We start from the raw sequence: 16,256 nt of genomic DNA, 5'->3' as shown, positions 1-16,256 counted from the left end.
CACATGTTCACAGCAATCAAGAAAGGCCGGCTCCTCACTGGGCTAGTCGCGGTCGGCGCTGTGGTGGCGCTGGCAGGGTGTGCGTCGGGCGACCCGCTCGACACCTCGTCGACATCCGGCGGAGACGCCGCCGAGGGCGGCGCGATCGTCATCGGCTCGCAGGCCTACTACTCCAACGAGATCATCGCCGAGATCTACGCCCAGGCGCTCGAGGCGAACGACATCGAGGTGGAGCGTCAGTTCAACATCGGCCAGCGCGACGCCTACCTGCCGGCGCTCGAGTCGGGCGAGGTGCAGCTGTTCCCGGAGTACACCGGCAACCTCCTGCAGTACTACGACCCCGAGACCACGGCCAAGACGAGCGACGACGTCTACGCGGCGCTCGCAGGAGCCCTCCCCGAGGGCCTCGAGGTGCTCGACCAGGCGCCCGCGACCGACCAGGACTCCTACAACGTCACCAAGGAGTTCTCCGAGGCGAACGGCGTCACGAGCCTCAGCGACCTCGCCTCGGTCACGACCCCGCTCACGCTCGGCGGCAACTCCGAGCTGCAGACCCGCCCCTACGGCCCCGAGGGACTCCTCGCGACCTACGGCGTGACCGTCGGCTTCACGCCCATCGAGGACTCGGGCGGACCGCTGACGCTGCAGGCCCTGAAGGACGACCAGGTGCAGCTCGTCAACATCTACTCGGCCGACCCGAACATCGCAGCGGCCGGGCTCGTGACGCTCGAGGACCCTGAGGGCCTGTTCCTGGCCTCCAACGTCGTGCCGCTCATCAACACCGACGCGGCGACCCCCGAGGTCTCGGACGTCATCAACAAGGTCAGCGCGGCGCTCACCGCCGAAGACCTGGTCGAGCTCAACTCGCAGAGCCAGAACGACCAGGAGTCGGCCGACACCATCGCGAAGAACTGGCTGGAGAAGGTCGCGCTCTTCTAGGAGCGGATCCCTCTACCGGGCCCCGTCCTCCTCCGCCTCGGCGGCGGTGGGCGGGGCCTCTTCCATGTGCCGGCGCTCGAGCCGCTGCAGCACCTTCTTGACCACGAAGACCAGGATTGCGAAGAGCACGATCACACCCACGAAGACGTAGCCGGCCCAGTGCAGCTCCTTCGAGAGCTCCCGGTAGCCTCCGGCGGCGAAGGTGCCGACCGAGACGTAGGCGAAGGCCCAGATGACGCAGGCGGGCACGGTCCAGGTCATGAACCGCCGGTAGCGCATGGGGCTCATGCCCACCGTGAGCGGGATGAGCGAGTGCAGCACGGGCAGGAAGCGCGACAGGAAGACAGCGATGCCGCCGCGGCGCGCGAGATAGTTCTCGGCCTTGACCCAGTTCTTCTCGCCGATGCGCCTGCCGAGCCTCGAGGCCCGGAGCCTCGGCCCGAAGAAGCGGCCGAGAGCGAAGCCGATGCTCTCACCCGAGAGGGCTCCGACGATCACCACAGCCACCAGGGACATGTATTCAAGCGGGGTCGACACCGCTGTCGACGCCACGATGACCACCGTGTCTCCCGGCACGATGAGACCGACAAGCACGCTCGTCTCGAGCAGGATGGCGACTCCGGCCAACACCGTCCTGACCAGGGGATCCACCGATGAGACGGTATCCAGCAGCCAGGACAGCACCTCGTTCATGGGTGTATTCCACAGAGCATGCAGCAAACCCTAGCGCGACCTGTATGAGATTCCCTGAATGGTCCGATTGCTTGTATACAAGCAGGTAGCATGGAGGCATCGCACACCCCGGCGATGGCAGCGTGGCCCCGTTTCCCACAAGGAGTTCCGCGTGAACGAGTTCCTCGATCCTCTGCTGCTGTCACGGTGGCAGTTCGGTCTCACCACCATCTACCACTTCCTCTTCGTGCCTCTCACGATCGGGCTCGTCACGACGGTCGCGATCTTCCAGACCGCGTGGGTGCGCACCGGCTCGCTGAAGTACCTGCAGCTCACCCGCTTCTTCGGCAAGATCTTTCTCATCAACTTCGCGATGGGCGTGGTCACGGGCATCGTGCAGGAGTTCCAGTTCGGCATGAACTGGAGCGACTACTCGCGCTTCGTGGGCGACGTCTTCGGTGCCCCGCTGGCGCTCGAGGGCCTTCTGGCGTTCTTCCTCGAGGCCACCTTCATCGGGCTGTGGATCTTCGGCTGGGACAAGCTGCCCGAGAAGCTGCACCTCGCGAGCATCTGGGCGGCCACCGTGGGCAGCATCCTCTCGGCGTACTTCATCATCGCCGCGAACTCGTTCATGCAGAATCCGGTCGCCTTCCGCATCAACGAGGAGAAGGGCCGGGCGGAGCTCACGAACATCTGGGAGCTGCTCACCAACAAGGTCGCGCTCGCCGCGTTCCCACACACGATCTTCGCGTGCTTCATGGTCGCGGCCGGCCTCATCATCGCCACCGCCGCCTGGCACCTCTACCGCAACCAGCACCTCGAGACCATGCGCCCGGCGCTGAAGTTCGGGCTCTGGATGATGGTGGGTGCAGGCGCGCTCACCGTGCTGACCGGAGACCAGCTCGGCCTCGCGATGGTCGAGACGCAGCCGATGAAGATGGCCGCGGCCGAGGCGCTCTACCATACGGCCACGGGGGCGAACGCGTCGTTCTCGGTCTTCACGCTCGGCACGCCAGACGGCGTGCACGAGCTGTTCTCGATCCGCATCCCGTATCTGCTGTCGTTCCTCTCGACGCACACCTTCGACGGCACGGTCGAGGGCATCAACAACCTGCAGGAGCAGTACGTGCAGCTCTACGGCCCAGGCGACTACTCGCCGACCATCTGGATCACCTACTGGTCGTTCCGCTGGATGATCGGACTCGGCATGTCGCACGTGCTCATAGCGGTCGCGGGCCTCTGGCTCACCCGCCGCGGCCGCTCGCCGCGCTGGCGCTGGATGTGGCGGGTGGCGGTGTGGGCGTTCCCGCTCTCGCTCGGCGCCATGATCGTGGGCTGGATCTTCACCGAGATGGGAAGGCAGCCCTGGATCGTGTTCGGTCTTCTCAAGACCCAGGATGCGGTGTCGCCCGGCGTCACCGGTGTCGAGGTCCTGATCTCGCTGATCGCCTTCACCCTCATCTACGGCACGCTCGCCGTGGTCGAGTTCAAGCTCATCAAGAAGGCCATCCAGAAGGGCCCGGATGACGCACCCAAGGAGGACCCGGAGACGGGCGAGCTCCAGCACACGGCCACGGTTTACTAGGAGACGCTCATGGACCTCCCCACCCTCTGGTTCTTCATCGTCGGATTCCTCTTCGTCGGCTACTTCGTGCTCGACGGCTTCGACTTCGGCGTGGGCATGTCGCTGCCCTTCCTCGGCAAGGACGACACCGACCGGCGCGTGCTCATCAACACGATCGGCCCGGTCTGGGACCTCAACGAGACCTGGGTGATCGTGGCGGGCGCCGCGCTGTTCGCCGCGTTCCCCGAGTGGTACGCGACGCTGTTCAGCGGCTTCTACCTGCCGCTGCTGCTCATCCTGCTCGCGCTCATCCTCCGTGGAGTCTCGTTCGAGTACCGCCACCAGCGGCCGGAGAAGGTCTGGAAGGCGCGTTTCGACCGGATGATCGTGGTCGGCTCGGCCGTGCCCGCGTTCCTCTGGGGCGTGGCGTTCGCCAACATCGTGGCGGGGGTGCCGCTGGACGCGAACCACGACTACATCGGGACCTTCTTCGGACTGCTGAACCCGTATGCACTCCTCGGCGGGCTCACGACGCTGCTGCTGTTCTTCACCCACGGGGTGGTGTTCGTGGCCCTCAAGACCGACGGCGAGATCCGGGGGCGTGCGCGCCGGCTCGCGGTGCGCGCCGGAGCGCTCACGATCGTGGTCGCCGCGTCGTTCCTCGTCTGGACCTCGGTGGCGTTCGGCACGCCGGCGTCCATCCTGCTCTCGGCGGGTGCGGCGGTCGTGCTCATCGGCTCGTTCCTCGCCAACCTCCGTGGGCGCGAGCGGCTGGCGTTCGGACTCATGGCGGCCACGATCGGGCTCGCGGTGCTGAGCCTGTTCCTCGCCCTGTTCCCGGGCGTCATGCCCGCCTCGAACGATCCCGCGAACAGCCTCACCATCGTCAACGCGTCGTCGTCGCAGTACACGCTCGAGATCATGAGCTGGGTCGCGCTGATCTTCCTTCCGCTCATCCTCGCCTACCAGGGCTGGACCTACTGGATCTTCCGCAAGCGCGTGACGCGCGAGCAGATCCCCGCCGAGGCCGCACACTAGTACGGTGCGTCCCGTCGATCCCAGGCTCCTGAAGTACGCCGCCTCCGCTCGGGCGTTCTTCGTGGCCGGCGGCTTCCTGGCCGTGCTGCAGACAGGGGCCGTGGTGGCGTTCGCCTACCTCGTGACGCAACTCATCGTGCAGGCGATCGACGGTGCGTCGCTCCCCACGCTCGTCCCCCTCCTCGTGGGTCTCGCAGCCGTGGTGGTGGTGCGATTCGTCGTGAACTGGATCGCCGACGTCAACGCGGCGCGCGGCGCCGCCGTGGTCAAGAGCGAGCTGCGGCAGCGCGTGGTCTGCGCGATCTCGAATCTCGGGCCGGGCTGGCTGGGTCGTCGCAGTGCCACGGCGGTGGGGGTCACGGTGGGCCCGGGGCTCGACCTGCTCGACACCTACTTCTCCAAGTACCTGCCGCAGCTCATCCTCACCGCGGTCGCCACCCCCGTCATCGTCGTCGTGATCTGGTGGCAGGACTGGATCTCAGGGCTCACCGTCGCGCTCACGCTGCCGCTCATCCCGGTGTTCATGATCCTCATCGGGTGGGCAACGCGCTCGGTGCAGCAGAAGCAGTGGGAGAAGCTCACCCGGCTGTCGAGCGCCTTCCTCGATGTCGTGGGCGGGCTCTCGACGCTCAAGATCTACGGCAGACAGGAGCGGCAGTCGGCCCGCATCCGCGCCGTCACCGAGGACTACCGCAGCCAGACCATGAAGGTGCTCCGGGTGTCGTTCCTCAGCGGGTTCGCGCTCGAGCTCGCCGCGAGCCTGTCGGTGGCGCTCGTGGCGGTGTCGATCGGCATCCGATTGATCGAGGGCGGGCTGGGGCTCGGCGTCGGTCTGTTCGTGCTGCTGCTCGCGCCCGAGGCGTTCCTGCCCATCCGGAACGTGGGAGCGCAGTTCCATGCCGCCGCTGACGGAGTGGCGGCGTCGACCGAGGTGTTCGAGATCCTGGATGCGGGTGCTGGGGTGCGTCCCTGTGCCGGGGCGGAGGGAGCGCGGCCGGCATCCCCGTCCGAGGTTCTGGACGATTCGTCGTCCGGCGGCGGTCTCGAGCTCGATGGGCTCGGGGTCCGCTACGGCGACGACGTCGTGTTCTCTGCACTCGACGCCCGGTTCGAGGCAGGCGCCGTGACGGCGGTGACGGGCCCGAGCGGCAGCGGCAAGTCGTCTCTCGTGGCCGCGCTCGTGGGCTTCGTGCCGGCCGTCGGCCGCATCCTCGTCGACGGGGTCGACGCCTCCGGTCAGCCGGCGCCGCGCGGCTGGATCGCGTGGGCCGGGCAGCGCTCGACGCTCGTCTCGGGCAGCGTGCTCGGCAACGTGGCGCTCGGCGACGACGCACCCGATGACTCCCTCGCCCGAGCGTCGCTCGATCTCGCCGGGGCCTCCGACGTCGATCTGGCGGCGACGATCGACGCGCGCGGCGAGGGGCTCTCGGGCGGTCAGTCCCAGCGGGTCGCGAGCGCGCGTGCCGTCTATCGTGCCCGGCGGTTCGACTGCCGGGTCGTGGTCTTCGACGAGCCCACGTCGGCGCTGGATGCCGAGACGGAGCAGGCGTTCATCCGGTGCCTGCGGGCGCTCGCCGACGAGGGGCGGGTCGTGCTGGTGGTGAGCCACCGGCGGCCGGTGATCGCGGCGGCGGATGCGGTGCTGGCGCTCGCCGGAGCATCCGCCCTGCACGCCCGGGCAGGACGCTCGTGAAGCGCGCGGAGGTGCTGCGACTCGCGCAGCCGCGGCTGCGGCGCTTCCTGCCGGGCATCGTGTTCGGGCTGCTGAGTGCGCTGTGTGCGGTGGGGCTCCTCGCCACCTCGGCCTACCTCATCACGCGGGCGGCCGAGCAGCCGCCCATCCTCTACCTCTCGATGGCCATGGTGGGGGTGCGTGCGTTCGCGCTCGGCCGAGCCGCGTTCCGCTACGTCGAGCGGCTCTTCGCCCACGACGCCGCGTTCGCGACGCTGCCCGACCTGCGGGTCGGCGTGTACGAGCGTCTCGTGCCCGTCTCTCCCGACGGTCTCGGCCACAGGCGCCGGGGCGACCTCCTCAGCCGTCTCGTGGCGGATGTCGACGAGCAGCAGAACCTGCCGTTGCGAGTCGTCTCGCCCCTCGTCGTCTCGGGGCTCACGGCGGTCGCAGCGGTCGTGGTGGTGTGGCTGCTGCTGCCCGCGGCAGGTCTCGTGCTGCTGCTCGGCCTCGTGCTCGCCGCGGTGCTCGGCACCCTCGTCAATGCGGCCGTGTCGGCGCGTCAGGAGCGAGCCGTCGCCGGGCTCCGCGGTGACTACCAGGCCGAGCTCGCCGACCACCTCGAGAACCTCGACGTGCTCGTGGCCTACGGGGCCGACACCACCCACCGCGAGCAGCTCGCCCGTCGCGACGAGATCCTCACGCGCGCCCTCGTGCGTCGCGCGGCCGGTTCGAGCGTCACCGCAGCGCTCGTGGCCTCGATCTCAGGCATCATGACGGTCGTCTCCCTGGCGGTCGGCATCCCGCAGCTCGGCACGGGAGGTTTCGAGGGCCCCGCGCTCGCCGTGGTCGCCCTCGTACCGCTCGCGGTCTTCGAGGTCTTCGCCATGGTGCCCCTAGCCCTCGGAGCCTGGCGGCAGGTGGCGGCCAGCGCCACCCGCATCGCCGAGGTCGTCCCCGACGAGGTGCCCCGCGGCATCCCCGTGGATGCCCCTGCTGTCACCTCTCCCACCTCCTCCACCACGTCCGCCGCGGCGGGCGCCCGGGTGTCGCTGCGCGAGGTCACCGCGCGGTGGCCGGGGGAGGGGGCGCCGACGGCGCTCGGGCCCGTGTCGCTCGAGCTCGCTCCGGGCGACCGGATGCTCGTGCGCGGCCCGAGCGGCGCCGGCAAGACGACGCTCGCCCACGTGCTCGTGCGGTTCCTCGACCACGAGGGCGAGTTCCTCGTCGACGGCGTCGACGTGCGCGCCCTCCCACAGGCCGAGGTGCGGCGCGTGATCGGCCTCTGCGAGCAGCGTCCCCACCTCTTCGACGACGACATCCGCCAGAACCTCCTCTTCGCCCGCGACACCGCGACCGACGACGAGCTGCTCGCGGTGCTCGAGCGCGTCGGACTCGCCGACTGGGTGTGCGAGCGCGGCGGCCTCTCGGCACGGGTGGGGGAGCGCGGCGCCCTCGTCTCCGGTGGTCAGGCCCAGCGCATCGCGGTGGCTCGGGCGCTCCTCGCCGACTTCCCCGTGCTGGTGCTCGACGAGCCCACCGCCAACGTCGACCCCGACCGTGCCGATCTCCTCCTCGAGGAGCTCCTCGTGGCGGCCACCGCCGACTCCCGCGCGGTCCTCCTCATCTCGCACACCCCGGTTCCGGCGGCCCTCGTCACCTCCACCCTCGAACTCCGAGCTCCCACCGCCCTCTGACCCCGCCCGGGACGCGCATCCGCGGACTTCGCCAAACCTCCCGCGATCCGCCCTGCATCGAGCGGTGATCACACGCAGACATGGCGAACTCCACACCTCACCGCCACCACCGATCCAGCGGCCCTGAGCGGGCTCAGAGCGGGCGGGCGAGGGCGTCGAGGCGGCGCTGCCAGGTGGCCGCGCGACTCGGGCGCACCACGACGACGGGCCCGTCGATCCACGCGTCGACCACGCTGATGCCGTGCAGGGCGCTCACCACCCACACCTCGCAGCCCTCGAGATCGGCGGGGCGGGCGCGCTCCTCGACCACCCGGGTGCCCGTGGCCGAGGCGATCAGCCGGATGCTCCTGGCCGTCACACTCGCCACGCGCGCCAGGTCGCCGGGTGGCGCCGCGAGCGTCTCTCCCCGCCACCACAGCACGGCCGAGCTCGAGCCGTCGACCACGAGCCCGTCCTTCAACAGCACCACCTCGTCGGCACCGTTCTCCTGCGCCGCGGCCCGAAGCGCGATCAGAGTCTCCAGGTCGGGCCCCTTGATGCGCGGGACGCTCCGTGGATCGGGTCCCCCGTGGGTGCTGAGCACCGCCGACTCGCGTCGGCGTGGTGCGATCCGCACCCGCAACCTCAGCTCGAGCCCTCCGCCCTCGAACCCGGCCAGTTCCATCCGCGGGAACAGGGCCGCCCCGCGGTAGGCCCGCAACCGCCCGATCGCCGCTCCCCAGAACGCGTCGACCGCCTCGACCGACGGCCCCGCCAGCTCGGCGATCCCCGCCCGGAACCTCTCGTGATGCGTCTCGAGCGCCCGGGCACGGCCCTCGGGCGAGACGAAGAAGGAATCGGCCACGACGAGCTCCCGATGCGGCTCGAGCGGGCGCTCGAGAAGGGCACCGTCTCGCCAGACGAACGTCGCGGGGGCCTCGGCCACGCGCAGCTCCCTCCGTCGTCGACTGCACGATCTACGCTAGTACAGTGCCGCCGACGCTCCTCCGACGCCCTCTGGCCGTCGCCCCCGACCCGGCGGTCGTGTTCGGAGCGCTCGCGCGCGGAGCCGAGAGCGCCTTCTGGCTCGACAGCGGCCCCGGGGCCACCACCGGTCGCAGCTACCTCGGCCTCCCCGTGGCGGTGCACCGCTGCCGCGATTGGAGCGAGCTCTACGAGGTGCTCCAGGATGCCGGCTCCGCCGACCCCGAACCGCTCCCATTCGCAGGTGCCACCACCGTGAATCCCGAGTCGCTCCCGTCTGCGGATGCCGACACCTCGCCCCGCTTCCGACTCGGCTGGGTCGGCTGGCTGGCCTACGAGCTCGGCCTTCCCGACGCCCCGCGGCCCACGGATCTCCGCGGGGATGCTGCGGTGCTCCTCCGTGTCGACGAGGCCGTCGAGTTCGACCACGACACCGGCACCGTCACCCTGCTCGCCCTCGACTCGCCGACCGCCGTCGACTGGCTCGCCCGCACCGCCACCACCCTCGAGTCTCTCCCGCGCGGCACCGCCGCCGCCCCCACGGGCCCCGCCCCCACCCTCGAAGCCCGTCCCCGCCACGACTACCCTGCCTACGCCGCCATGATCGAGGCCTGCAAGGCCACCATCGCCCGAGGCGACGCCTACCAGCTGTGCCTCACGAACGAGTTCGCGGTCGACGTGCACCCCGATCCGCTCGAGACCTACCTCGCCCTGCGCGCCGCGAGCCCGAGCCACCACGGCGGCTACCTCACGGTGGGCGGCACGTCGCTCCTGAGCTCCTCGCCCGAGCAGTTCCTCGCGGTCACGGCCGACGGTCGCGTGCGCAGCAAGCCGATCAAGGGCACCCGCCCGCGAGGTGCCGGCCCGGTCGACGACGCCCTCCTCGTGCGCGAGCTCGCCGCGAGCCAGAAGGAGCGCGCCGAGAACCTGATGATCGTCGACCTCGTGCGCAACGACCTCTCGAGGGTCTGCGCACTCGGCAGCGTGGCGGTTCCGACTCTGCTCGAGGTCGAGACCTACCCCCAGGTGCATCAGCTGGTCAGCACGATCGAGGGCATCCTGGCTGAAGGCCGCAACGGGCTCGACGCGGTGGCCGCCTGCTTCCCCGCTGGCTCGATGACGGGCGCGCCGAAGCGCAGCGCGGTGCACACGCTCGCCGCGCTCGAGGGCGGCCCGAGAGGCATCTACTCGGGCGTCTTCGGCTACTTCTCGCGCGACGGCGCCCTCGATCTCGCGATGGTCATCCGCAGCATCGTGCTCGACGACCACGGTGCGACCGTGGGAGCGGGCGGGGGCATCACGGCGCTCTCCGAACCGGTCGACGAGGTCGAGGAGACCAGGGTGAAGGCCGCCGTCCTGCTGGCCGTGCTGGGGGCGGCGAGCCCCGAGCCCGTTGGCCGGTCTGCGCCCACCCTGCCCCTCGCATCCGCTGCCCCGCGGGAACACGCCAAGCTTTAGTACAGTTGTCACCTGGTGCGCCTCGCGCGCCGATCCGAGCACCTCACCCCACGACCACCGCCGGCCGCCCGGTGTGAGACGCTGCGCACGCAACGAATGAGAGTCCTGTGGTCACCGAGAACACATCCGTCCCCGCCGGTGCATCGTCGCACGACGACTCCGAGGGCGCTGAGCGCTACGACTTCGCGAGCATCCAGAGCAAGTGGCAGCCGCGGTGGGAGGAGCTGAAGCCCTACCGCACCGACCTCGAGGGCGACAAGCGCCCCCGCAAGTACGTGCTCGACATGTTCCCCTACCCCTCGGGCGACCTGCACATGGGCCACGCCGAGGCCTACGCGCTCGGCGACGTGATCGCTCGCTACTGGCGCCAGCAGGGCTTCAACGTGCTGCACCCGATCGGCTGGGACTCGTTCGGCCTGCCCGCCGAGAACGCCGCCATCAAGCGCGGCCTCGACCCCCGCCAGTGGACCTACGACAACATCGAGCAGCAGCGCACGAGCATGAAGCGCTACGCCACCAGCTTCGACTGGGACCGCGTGCTGCACACCTCAGACCCCGAGTACTACAAGTGGAACCAGTGGCTGTTCCTCAAGATGTACGAGAAGGGCCTCGCCTACCGCAAGGCCAGCTGGGTGAACTGGGACCCGGTGGACCAGACCGTGCTCGCCAACGAGCAGGTGCTGGCCGACGGCACCTCCGAGCGCTCGGGCGCCGTCGTGGTGAAGAAGAAGCTCACGCAGTGGTACTTCCGCATCACCGACTACGCCGACCGCCTGCTCGACGACCTCAAGCAGCTCGAGGGCACCTGGCCCTCGAAGGTCATCGCGATGCAGCGCAACTGGATCGGCCGCTCCGTCGGCGCCGACGTCGACTTCGCCATCGAGGGCCGTTCCGAGCCGGTGACCGTCTTCACCACGCGCCCGGACACCCTCTACGGCGCGACCTTCATGGTGGTCGCCCCCGACTCCGACCTCGCCCAGGAGCTCGTGGCGAACGGCTCGTCGGAGGAGGTGCGCGAACGCTTCACGACCTACCTCGCCGACGTGCAGAAGTCGTCCGAGACCGAGCGCCAGGCCACCGACCGGCCGAAGACGGGCATCTTCCTCGAGCGCTACGCCATCAATCCGGTCAACGGCGAGCGGCTGCCGATCTGGGCCGCGGACTACGTGCTGGCCGACTACGGCCACGGTGCCGTCATGGCCGTGCCCGCGCACGACCAGCGCGACCTCGACTTCGCGCGCGCCTTCGGCCTGCCCGTCCGCGTCGTGGTGGACACGCTGGCACCGGTCACGGGCGTCATCCCCGTGCTCGACCCCGACGACCTGCCCGAGCTCGAAGACCTCAACCCCGGCACCACGGGCATCGCGCTCGCCGGCGAGGGCCGACTGATCAACTCGGGCCCGCTCGACGGCCTGTCGAAGTCGAACGCGATCCGCAAGATCATCGAGATCCTCGAGCAGGCCGGCACCGGCCGCCCGGCGAAGAACTACCGTCTCCGCGACTGGCTGATCTCGCGCCAGCGCTACTGGGGCACGCCGATCCCGATCATCCACGGTTCCGACGGCTCCGAGCATCCGGTGCCCGAAGAGCAGCTGCCCGTGCTGCTGCCGCCCACCGAGGGCCTCAACCTCACGCCGAAGGGCACGTCGCCGCTCGGCGGTGCCGAGGACTGGGTGAACGTGCCCAACCCGGTCGACGGATCGCCGGCGCTCCGCGACGCCGACACGATGGACACCTTCGTCGACAGCTCGTGGTACTTCCTCCGCTTCCTCTCGCCGCAGGACGACACGAAGGCCTTCGACCCGCGCGAGGTCGACAAGTGGGCGCCGGTGGATCAGTATGTGGGGGGCGTGACGCACGCCATCCTGCACCTGCTCTACGCGCGCTTCATCACGAAGGTGCTGTTCGACCTCGGCTACGTCTCCTTCACCGAGCCGTTCAGCGCGCTGCTGAACCAGGGCATGGTGCTCATGGAGGGTTCGGCGATGTCGAAGTCGAAGGGCAACATCGTCAAGCTCTCCGACCAGCTCGACGAGCACGGTGTGGATGCGGTGCGCCTCACGATGGCATTCGCCGGCCCGCCGGAGGACGACATCGACTGGGCCGACGTGTCGCCCGCCGGGTCGGCGAAGTTCCTGGCGCGCGCCTGGCGGCTCGTGGGCGACGTGACCTCGGCTCCCACGGTGAACTGGCGCGACGGCGACCGGGCGCTGCGGCGCGTGACGCACCGTTTCCTCGCCGAGGCTCCCGGGCTCATCGAGGCGTTCAAGTTCAACGTGGTGGTGGCGCGGCTCATGGAGCTCGTCAACGCGGCGCGCAAGGCCATCGACTCCGGTCCGGGCGGTGGCGATCCCGCCGTGCGCGAAGCCGTCGAGACCGTGGCGCTCGGACTGTCGCTGTTCGCGCCCTACACGGCCGAGGACATGTGGGAGCGTCTCGGCTACGAGCCCTCCATCGCGAACTACGGATGGCGCGGGGCCGATTCGTCGCTGTTGACCGAGGAGACCGTCACCGCCGTGGTGCAGGTCGACGGCAAGGTGCGGGATCGCATCGAGGTGTCGCCCAAGATCGACGGCGCGACGCTCGAGGCCACGGCCCGGGAGCTCGCGTCGGTGAAGCGGTCGATCGGGGATCGCGAGGTGGTGACCGTGGTGGCACGCGCGCCGCGGCTCGTGAACTTCGTCACGAAGCCCGCTTCCTGACTCCTGCACCACGCGCGGTCCGCCCCGGTCCTTCCACAGATCAGCGGATGCGCCGGGCGGCCCGGGCGGGCGCTCCTACTCTGACGGCATGTCGGATTCAGGAGCGCGGCCAGGGGCCGCAACGGGTGACGGAGTTCTCCTCCTCAGCGACCGCGTCGCGGTAGAGCCGCAGCAGGCGGCCACGGCCGGCCCCCAGCGGGGGGGCGCGATCGATGATGTGGTGGAGCGCGGTCCGACGGTGCGCGTGCGCGTGGCCATCGGGGCAGCCCTCGTGCTCGTGGTCGTGGCGCTGGTGGCATCGGTGCTCGTCACGGCGCTCTCGCCGGTGGGGGCCACGACGGTGTTCGGCGCGGCTGGGGACGGCGGCTCCGGCGGTGATTCGGTCGTCTCGCCGTCGCACACGGTTGCGCCCTCCCCGTCGCCCGGGCCACCGGAATCGGGGGGCGACGCGTCGATGGGTGAGTCCCGCGCAGCGATCCTCGTGCACGTCCTCGGCTCCGTTGTGCGCCCCGGCGTCTATGAGCTCGCCGAGGGCTCCCGCGCGGTCGACGCCGTGGCCCTGGCGGGTGGATTCGCCGAGGGGGCGGAGCAGTCCTCGCTCAACCTGGCACGGCCGCTCGTCGACGGCGAGCAGCTGCGCGTGCTCGCGGTGGGCGAGGCTCCCGCTGCTGCAGCGGGTAGTGCCGGTGCCGGTGGGTCTCCGTCCTCCGGTGCTTCCGGTGGCCCCGGGGTGTCGTCCGGGGTCGCAGGCGGATCACCCGGTGCTCTGATCAACCTCAACTCGGCGACGGCGCTCGACCTCGACACGCTGCCGCGCATCGGCCCGGCGATGGCCGCGCGCATCATCTCCTGGCGCGACGAGAACGGCCCCTTCGCCACCGTCGACGATCTCCTCCAGGTCACCGGCATCGGCGACAAGACCTTCGAGTCCCTCCGCCCCCTCGTCACCGTCTGACGCCGGCCCTTCGCGCACCCGAGACCGCCCGGCTTCGTGCCTGCTCCCGCCCCCAACCCCAACCCCGCCCCCGCGGCCACGCCGACACCCGCGGTCGGCACATCACGGCGGCAGGCGCCGACGGATCTACGGCTGGCGGGCCCCGCTGTCGCTGCCTGGCTCAGCGCTCTCGTCTTCGTAGGCTTCCCCGACCTCACGGCGGCCGCAGCCGTCATCGCGTGGGCGCTCGCCCTCGCGCTGGCACTCGTCTGTCTGGCACCCGTCCGTCTGGCACCCGTCCGTCTGGCACTCGTCCGTCTGGCACCCGTCCGTCTGGCGCGCGGAGGCGGTGCGAGGTCCGTGCGGGAGTCCGTGATCCCGACGCTCGCCCTGTCGGTCGCCGCCGCGGCGGTCGTCTGCACGTCGTCGTTCGCGCTCGGGCACCTCCGCCATCCCGAGGGCCTCGACCTGCAGGGCCCACGCGTCGGCACCGCCGTGTTCACCGTCACCGGGACGGTCGACGAGACCGATGCGCCAGGCTTCGGTGCGGCGTGGGGCGACGCCGCCGCTGAGACCTCGGCCACCCGCGTGATGGTGGAGGCCTCTCTCGAGCGCTTCGAGTTCGGCGGGCGCGCGGTGGCGGCCCGCTCGCCCACGCTCGTGTTCGCGACCGTCGAGCCGCAGGCATCCGCTCGGTTGCCGATCGGCGCGCGGGTCAGAGCGCGCGGCACGCTCACGTCACTTCAGCCCGGGCAATCCCGGGAGTTCCTGTTCTTCGCGCGCGGCGACCTCACGTCCGTCGGCAATCCGCCCGTCCCCATCGCTTGGGCCGGTGGCATGCGCGACGCCTTCCGCGAAGCCACGGCCGGGCTCCCGGGCGACGGCGCCGACCTGCTCACGGGGCTCGCCATCGGCGACGACACCCACGTGACCGATGAGCTCCGCGACGCCATGACCGTCACGGGCCTCACCCATCTCACCGCCGTCTCGGGCGCCAACTGCGCCATCGTCGTGGCGGCCGTCATGCTCGTGGGCGGGGCCATCGGCCTCAGGCGCCGTGTGCGCATCGCGGTCTCGGTGGGGGTGCTGCTGCTGTTCGTGGTGCTCGTCACGCCCGAGCCGAGCGTGCTCCGAGCGGCCACCATGGCGGTGATCGTGCTCATCGCGCTGGCCCTCGGCCGGCCCGCCGCCGGCATCCCGCCGCTCTGCCTCTCCGTCGTCGTGCTCCTCGCGCTCGACCCCTGGCTCGGCCGGAGTGCCGGCTTCGCGCTCTCCGTGCTCGCCACGGCGGGCCTGCTCCTGCTCACCCGCCCTCTCGCGGCCCTCGTCGCGAAGCGCGTCCTGCCCGCACTCGCCGTCGCGATCGCCGTCCCGGTGGCCGCCCAGCTCGCCTGCCAGCCGATCCTGTTCCTCCTCACGCCGCAGCTCACGCCGTACACCGTGCCCGCCAACCTCCTCGCCGAGCCCGCTGCCGCGGCCGTGAGCGTGCTCGGGCTGATCGTCTGCGTGCTGGCCGTGGTCGCGCCCGGCCTCGCAGAGGTCGCCGCGTGGCTCCCGTGGCTGCCCTCGGCGTGGATCGGCGCCGTCGCCCGATTCTTCGCCGCTCTGCCCTTCGCGGCCGTCGATCTCCCCGACAGCCTCACCGCTGCGGCCGGCGCCGTGCTGATGCTCGCCCTCCTCGCGGTGGCCCTCCGGGCACGGCACAGGAATCCTCGGGTGGCGTTCGGCGCGGGCATCGGGATGCTCCTGTGCGCAGCGGTGGTCGCGGGTTCTCTCGCCGGAGGCGCGATCGGTCGTTCGGGTGCCGTCCCTGCCGACTGGCAGCTCGCGGCGTGCGACATCGGGCAGGGTGATGCCGTGCTCGTGCGGAGCGCGGGCCTCACAGCCCTCGTCGATGTGGGCCCCGACCCCGAGCCGCTCACGGCCTGTCTCGACCGCCTGGACATCGACCGCATCGATCTCCTCGTGCTCACCCACTACGACCTCGATCACGTCGGCGGCCTCCAGGCGGTCCTCGGCCGCGTCGACCGCGCGCTCGTGGGCCCCACCGATGGCACGGCCGATGAACGCCTGGTCGAGCAACTTCGTGAAGGCGGCGCCGAGGTCGTTCCGGCATTCCGGGGTCTCACGGGCAGCCTCGGCGCCTACAGGCTCGACATCCTGTGGCCACCGGCCCCTGAGACGCGAGCCGTGCCGCTCGTCGGCAACGACGCGAGCGTCACGGTGCTCTTCACGGGTCCGCTCCGGATGATCTTCCTCGGCGACCTGGGGGAGCAGGCCCAGAGCGCGATGGCCTCGTCCGCCTCCCTCGGGCCCGTCGACGTGGTGAAGGTCGCCCACCACGGCAGTGCCGACCAGAGCGACGCCCTCTACCGCGAACTCTCCGCGCAGGTGGGCATCATCTCGGTCGGCGCCGGCAACCGCTATGGTCACCCCACCCCCCGCATCCTGTCCCTCCTGGCCGCCACGGGCACCGAGGTCCTCCGCACCGACACGGCCGGGCGGATCGTCCTCTCGGGCACCAGGGCCCGCATCACCGCCTGGACCGAGAGGGCGGAGCAGACGGCGGCCGTCGTGTCGGCGGTGGCGGCTAGGCTGGAGGGCGAGCCGAGGGATC

Annotated in this window: 10 protein-coding genes and 1 pseudogene; 9 read left to right on the top strand and 2 right to left on the bottom strand. The window is 70.7% G+C overall.

Annotated features, from left to right (window positions below):
• Window positions 1-3: 3 nt before the first annotated feature.
• Window positions 4-939: an ABC transporter substrate-binding protein gene (locus N1028_RS00345; RefSeq protein ID WP_259524760.1), complete on the top strand. Its 936-nt coding sequence runs from the start codon at window positions 4-6 to the stop codon at window positions 937-939.
• Window positions 940-951: 12 nt separating this feature from the next.
• Here the strand turns inward: N1028_RS00345 and N1028_RS00340 are convergent, their stop codons facing one another.
• Window positions 952-1,632, bottom strand: a complete 681-nt coding sequence (locus N1028_RS00340; protein ID WP_259524759.1) for a DedA family protein — start codon at window positions 1,630-1,632, stop codon at window positions 952-954.
• 151 nt (window positions 1,633-1,783) lie between these two features.
• Here N1028_RS00340 and N1028_RS00335 point away from each other — a divergent pair, with 151 nt between their 5' ends.
• Genes N1028_RS00335 through cydC form a run of 4 tightly spaced genes read left to right on the top strand, consistent with a single transcriptional unit; the run spans window position 1,784 to window position 7,582 of the window.
• Entirely contained in the window at window positions 1,784-3,196 is a 1,413-nt protein-coding gene (locus N1028_RS00335; RefSeq protein ID WP_259524758.1) for a cytochrome ubiquinol oxidase subunit I, read from the top strand.
• Between the two features lie 9 nt (window positions 3,197-3,205).
• Window positions 3,206-4,213, top strand: a complete 1,008-nt coding sequence (cydB, locus tag N1028_RS00330) for a cytochrome d ubiquinol oxidase subunit II (RefSeq protein WP_259524757.1) — start codon at window positions 3,206-3,208, stop codon at window positions 4,211-4,213.
• Window positions 4,214-4,217: 4 nt separating this feature from the next.
• Window positions 4,218-5,906, top strand: coding sequence for a thiol reductant ABC exporter subunit CydD (gene cydD / locus N1028_RS00325; protein ID WP_259524756.1), 1,689 nt, complete (start codon window positions 4,218-4,220; stop codon window positions 5,904-5,906).
• On the top strand, window positions 5,903-7,582 hold the full coding sequence (gene cydC / locus N1028_RS00320) for a thiol reductant ABC exporter subunit CydC (RefSeq protein ID WP_259524755.1): 1,680 nt from the start codon (window positions 5,903-5,905) through the stop codon (window positions 7,580-7,582). The genes cydD and cydC overlap by 4 nt, the downstream gene beginning before the upstream one ends.
• Before the next feature lie 133 nt (window positions 7,583-7,715).
• Here the strand turns inward: cydC and N1028_RS00315 are convergent, their stop codons facing one another.
• A complete protein-coding gene (locus tag N1028_RS00315; RefSeq protein ID WP_259524754.1) occupies window positions 7,716-8,507 on the bottom strand; it encodes an aminotransferase class IV in 792 nt (263 codons plus the stop codon).
• Between the two features lie 44 nt (window positions 8,508-8,551).
• Between N1028_RS00315 and N1028_RS00310 the strand changes: the two genes are divergently transcribed.
• The 4 genes and pseudogenes from N1028_RS00310 to N1028_RS00295 form a co-directional block, all read left to right on the top strand.
• The gene (locus N1028_RS00310) at window positions 8,552-10,003 is read left to right on the top strand and encodes an anthranilate synthase component I family protein (protein WP_259524753.1); all 1,452 of its coding nucleotides are present in this window, start codon (window positions 8,552-8,554) and stop codon (window positions 10,001-10,003) included.
• 107 nt (window positions 10,004-10,110) lie between these two features.
• The gene (gene leuS, locus N1028_RS00305) at window positions 10,111-12,705 is read left to right on the top strand and encodes a leucine--tRNA ligase (RefSeq protein WP_259524752.1); all 2,595 of its coding nucleotides are present in this window, start codon (window positions 10,111-10,113) and stop codon (window positions 12,703-12,705) included.
• A gap of 88 nt (window positions 12,706-12,793) precedes the next feature.
• Window positions 12,794-13,660 carry a ComEA family DNA-binding protein gene (locus tag N1028_RS00300; protein WP_259524751.1) on the top strand — a complete coding sequence of 289 codons (867 nt, stop codon included), beginning with the start codon at window positions 12,794-12,796 and terminating at the stop codon, window positions 13,658-13,660.
• Between the two features lie 570 nt (window positions 13,661-14,230).
• A pseudogene (locus N1028_RS00295) lies at window positions 14,231-15,991 on the top strand (ComEC/Rec2 family competence protein); the annotation flags it as partial.
• Between the last annotated feature and the right edge of the window lie 265 nt (window positions 15,992-16,256).

The sequence above is a fragment of the Herbiconiux oxytropis genome (assembly GCF_024979315.1).
GTDB classification, from domain to species: Bacteria; Actinomycetota; Actinomycetes; order Actinomycetales; family Microbacteriaceae; genus Herbiconiux; species Herbiconiux oxytropis.
The sequence above is the reverse complement of the archived record's forward strand: the minus strand, read 5'-3'. Positions and strand labels throughout refer to the sequence as shown.

What these genes read in the sequence shown, in the direction of transcription:
- N1028_RS00345 (WP_259524760.1), top strand. Translation starts at nt 4, where the DNA reads ATGTTCACAGCAATCAAGAAAGGCCGGCTCCTCACTGGGCTAGTCGCG.
- N1028_RS00340 (WP_259524759.1), bottom strand. Translation starts at nt 1,632, where the DNA reads ATGAACGAGGTGCTGTCCTGGCTGCTGGATACCGTCTCATCGGTGGAT.
- cydB (WP_259524757.1), top strand. Translation starts at nt 3,206, where the DNA reads ATGGACCTCCCCACCCTCTGGTTCTTCATCGTCGGATTCCTCTTCGTC.
- N1028_RS00300 (WP_259524751.1), top strand. Translation starts at nt 12,794, where the DNA reads ATGTCGGATTCAGGAGCGCGGCCAGGGGCCGCAACGGGTGACGGAGTT.